This window comes from Geminicoccus flavidas, from assembly GCF_009806515.1.
Classification (GTDB): domain Bacteria; phylum Pseudomonadota; class Alphaproteobacteria; order Geminicoccales; family Geminicoccaceae; genus Geminicoccus; species Geminicoccus flavidus.
In genome coordinates, this window is sequence record NZ_WUJP01000048.1 from 1 (window position 1) to 4,165 (window position 4,165).

A 4,165-nucleotide genomic window follows, 5' to 3' on the forward strand; every position below is an offset into this window, starting at 1 on the left:
GAGCAGCATGGGCCGCCATCACGTCGACGACATCGTCTCGTTCTGGTTCGACCTGCCGGACAAGGCCGCCTGGTTCCGGGTCGATCCCGCCTTTGACGCCCGCATCCGCGACCGGTTCGGCGAGCTCCTGCTCCCGGCAACCGCCGGCGCGCATGACGACTGGGCGACCACGCCCGAAGGTGCCCTGGCACTCCTGCTGGTCCTGGACCAGTTCCCGCGCAACGTGCATCGCGGCACGCCCTTGGCCTTCGCCTCGGATGCCAAGGCCCGCGAGATCGCCCGGGACGTGCTGGCGGCTGGCCTCGATCAGCAGGTGCCGCGCGAGCGGCGCCTGTTCCTCTATCTGCCGTTCGAACATTCGGAGCGGCTGGCCGACCAGGACCTGTGCTGCCGGCTCATGGCGATGCTGGAGGACCCTACCCTGCTCGACTATGCCGAGCAGCACCAGCGGATCATCGCCAGGTTCGGCCGCTTCCCGCACCGCAACCGGATCCTCGGCCGCCCGTCCACGCCGGAGGAGGAGGCCTTCCTCCTGGAGCCGAACTCGTCGTTCTGAGGCGCTCAGCGCTGATAGGCGCGGCTGATATAGTTGCTCCAGAATCGCTCGAGCGCGCTCAGGAGGTCATTGGCCGAGGACAGGCGGTCGGCGCCGATCCCTGTAGCGGCCAGTTCTTCGGCGTTCTTGGCGTAAAGGGCGTCGATCTTGCCGACCAGGTCCAGGCCCTTGGGCGAGAGTCGCACCCGGGTCATGCGCCGGTCGTGGAAGGAGCGTTCCTGGATCAGGTAGCCGGTCTCGACCAGCTTCTTGACGTTGTAGGACACGTTCGAGCCGAGATAGTAGCCGCGCACCGTCAGTTCGCCGACGGTCAGCTGCTCCTCATTGATGTTCGAGAGGATCAGGGTTTGCACGTTATTGATGTCTTCGATGCCAAGCCGGTCGAGTTCGGTCTTGATGACATCGAGGAAGCGCCGATGGAGACGTTCGATCAACCGGATCGAAACGAGATATGGATCTTTCACGTCGCCCTCGTATCGGGACAGCGCGGGGCCTGAACATGCCGACCATTCGCCTGGGCCGCCGGTTCGCCAGGATCCGCCCATCTACTTCTCAATAGACACTGGCGAAAAGTCCCACCGCACGTCAACGACGGGTATATCAGAATCTTCCAATTTTTCACTCAGGAGGCGATTCTCTGGCCCGCATGTCCCCAGCCTGCATCCGCGAGGCACTGATACCTGAAGCTACCAGCCTCGTGACGTTCGTCGCGACGGCCAGTCGCATGGTGGAGGGGAACGTTTAACCTCGCGGCCACCCTGATCTATTCTGGGGCGGTTCCAACCTGTCCCGGAAGCAACATTGACTCCGTTCGCCGCCTTTCCGCGCTCACGCCCCCGCCGGCTGCGGCGCACGCCCTGGATCCGCGCCATGGTGGCCGAGGTCGCCCTGAGCCCGCGCGACCTGATCCTACCCGTGTTCATCCTGGAGGGGCAGGGCCAGCGCGAGGCCGTGGCCAGCATGCCGGGCGTGGAGCGGCTGTCGGTCGACCTGCTGGTGGGCGTCGCCGAGGAGGCCGCGGGCCTGGGCATCCCGGCCCTGGCCCTGTTCCCGGTGACCCCGCCCGAGCGCAAGTCCGATGACGGGTGCGAGGCCTGGAACGAGGACAACCTGGTCTGCCGGGCGCTGCGGGCGATCAAGCGCGCCGTGCCGGAGATCGGGCTGATCACCGACGTGGCGCTCGACCCCTACACGTCGCACGGCCAGGACGGGCTGATCCGCGACGGCCGGATCCTGAACGACGAGACGATTGCAGCGCTCTGCCGCCAGGCTCTGTGCCAGGCAGCCGCCGGTTGTGACATCGTGGCGCCGTCCGACATGATGGACGGGCGGATCGGCGCGCTGCGCACGGTGTTGGACGAGCAGGGCTTCCAGGACACGATCCTCCTGTCCTACGCGGCCAAGTATGCCTCGGCCTTCTACGGGCCGTTCCGCGATGCGGTCGGCTCCGGCCGCTCGCTCGGCCGTGCCGACAAGAAGACCTACCAGATGGACCCGGCCAACACGGCGGAGGCGCTGCGCGAGGTGGCAGCCGACCTGTCGGAAGCCGCCGATATGGTGATGGTCAAGCCGGGCCTGCCCTATCTCGACATCATCCGGCGGGTGAAGGAGACCTATGACGTCCCGACCTTCGCCTACCAGGTCAGCGGCGAGTATGCGGTGATCAAGGCGGCGGCGGCGCAGGGTTGGATTGATGGCGACGCCGCGATGATGGAGACGCTGCTGGCCTTCAAGCGAGCCGGGGCGGACGGCATCCTCACCTATGCGGCCATCGACATCGCCCGGCGGCTGCGCGACGGGGGCTGAGGCTCACAGGCGGATCAGCGGTAGGCCCTTCTCGGGGTCGTGGACCCGGCGCAGATGGGCCGGCGATTCGGTCAGCACGACCTCGAGCGTCGGCTCCACCGTGCCTTTCAGGAGGTGGCCGCCCAGGGTGGAGCCGTCGCGCCGGCCCAGGACCGCGTGCAGGTGTAGCTTGGGCTTGCCGTCCTCGGTCACGCTGACGTCGCCCAGCATGGCAACGACCTCGGTGACCTCCTCGACCGGGATCTCCAGATACTCCTTCTTCGCGCCGTCCCAGAACGCCAGGGTCGCCCGGGCGAACGCGCCGATCGCGGTGATCTGGGCTGCTGCCACTCGCTCGTCGGCGGCGAAGCGCTCCAGGCTCGCCATCACCTCGTCGCCCGGGTCCAGCACCAGCGCGAAGGTCCGCTGGCCGTTCGCCTCGTGGATCTGCCGAGCCTGCATCACCCTTCTCCCGTCATGGTTCACCGGGATGGAACGGGGTGCGCGCCCCTGCCGTTCCGCCTGATTTTACGCTGGATCAGTGCAGATTAATGACTCCTCCGGCCTGCCCGATCCCGAACTACGACAGGAAGCAACCGGGGTGGCGGCGATGCGCAGAAGATCCATCGACGCGTCCATCGTGCTGGGGGCGAGCTGCTGCTGGCTAGGTGCCAGAGCGACGGCGACAGCGGCCCGATCGCGGCCGCGCCGGAGGCCGCCCAGATGCGCCCGGAGCCGGGGGTGATCGACGGCTGGACGTATCGTGACAGCCAGTTCGATCCGCACGCCGACCAGAAGGTGATGATCGATCCGCAGGCGCAGATCTATCGCTGCGCCGGTGCCGACTATGGCAGCCTCAACGCCCAGGGGGTGCAGAAGCTCGCCCAGATGCTGCCGGACGAGACGACCCCACGGCTGAAGTCGCGGGACTAGCTGACCAACACGCCTGGAACGGGCGTGCTCAGGCTGCGCTTCACCGTGCTGCGCATCTCGGCCACCGTGCCGCTCGCCACCACCGCCTCACGGCTCATCCCGGTGGGTGCCGTGATCATCTCGGGCGGGAGGCCACCGGCAAGGGCGGCTCGCTCACCGGCAGTGCTACCATCCTGATCGAGGTGCGCTACTCGGTGAGCGACAAGGTGCTGCTGGCCCCGCAGCGTCTGGTCAGCCCCGGCGCGTTCGACCTGGAATCGACGCTCAGCACGGAGAACACCGCGCGCGATCGCCAAGCGGGTCGCGGAGGAGATCCGCACGCGGCTGGATCAGACGACAGCCCGCTCCTGACGTCTCCGCCGCTCAGTCCAGCAGGGCCGCCATCTGGTCGTAGAGCTGCGCCGGGCCGGCGATGATCGGGTTGCCCCTGGTGAGCCCGTCATTGGCCAGGAAGTCGTTGGTGCGACCGCCCGCCCCGCGCACCACCGCGATTGCGGCCAGCGCATCCCAGCTGTTCATGTGGCCCTCGACATAGCCGAGCAGCCGGCCGCAGGCGACGTAGCAGATCGACAGCGTGCCCGACCCGCTGCGATGGAACATGCCGCCCGCGTTCAGGAGCCGGGTCATCACCGAGATTACCGATGCCGGCGTGATCCGGTTGGAATAGCCCACACTGGTGATCCCGGCGGTGAAGTCCGTCCCGGGATGGGGGCGGATCGGCCGGTCGTTCATGGTGGCGGGCTCGCCGCGGCGCGCGGCGAACAGCTCGTCGGCGCACGGGTCGTAGACCAGACCCATCTCGATCTCGCCGTCCCGCACATAGGCGATCGAAATGCACCAAGTCCGGATCCCGGAAATGAAGGGCTGGGTCCCGTCGATCGGGTCGACCAC

Annotated in this window: 6 protein-coding genes; 3 read left to right on the forward strand and 3 right to left on the reverse strand. The window is 67.5% G+C overall.

Translation table 11 applies throughout. The features are described 5' to 3' along the window. The first annotated feature begins 7 nt into the window (after positions 1–7). A complete protein-coding gene (locus EQG76_RS01235; protein WP_159709877.1) occupies positions 8–556 on the forward strand; it encodes a DUF924 family protein in 549 nt (182 codons plus the stop codon). A gap of 5 nt (positions 557–561) precedes the next feature. Here the strand turns inward: EQG76_RS01235 and EQG76_RS01240 are convergent, their stop codons facing one another. Next, on the reverse strand, positions 562–1,020 hold the full coding sequence (locus EQG76_RS01240) for a MarR family winged helix-turn-helix transcriptional regulator (RefSeq protein ID WP_159709879.1): 459 nt from the start codon (positions 1,018–1,020) through the stop codon (positions 562–564). 337 nt (positions 1,021–1,357) lie between these two features. On the opposite strand from EQG76_RS01240, the gene hemB reads away from it, so the two are divergent. After that, a complete protein-coding gene (gene hemB, locus EQG76_RS01245) occupies positions 1,358–2,362 on the forward strand; it encodes a porphobilinogen synthase (RefSeq protein WP_159709871.1) in 1,005 nt (334 codons plus the stop codon). Between the two features lie 3 nt (positions 2,363–2,365). Here hemB and EQG76_RS01250 read toward each other — a convergent pair whose 3' ends face one another. After that, positions 2,366–2,803, reverse strand: coding sequence for a PPC domain-containing DNA-binding protein (locus EQG76_RS01250; protein ID WP_159709873.1), 438 nt, complete (start codon positions 2,801–2,803; stop codon positions 2,366–2,368). 261 nt (positions 2,804–3,064) lie between these two features. On the opposite strand from EQG76_RS01250, the gene EQG76_RS01255 reads away from it, so the two are divergent. Further along, on the forward strand, positions 3,065–3,274 hold the full coding sequence (locus EQG76_RS01255; RefSeq protein WP_159709875.1) for a hypothetical protein: 210 nt from the start codon (positions 3,065–3,067) through the stop codon (positions 3,272–3,274). A 363-nt stretch (positions 3,275–3,637) separates the two neighbouring features. Here the strand turns inward: EQG76_RS01255 and EQG76_RS01260 are convergent. Further along, positions 3,638–4,165, reverse strand: a 528-nt coding sequence (locus EQG76_RS01260) for an inositol monophosphatase family protein (RefSeq protein ID WP_200840465.1), incomplete at its 5' end; no start/stop codon positions are given.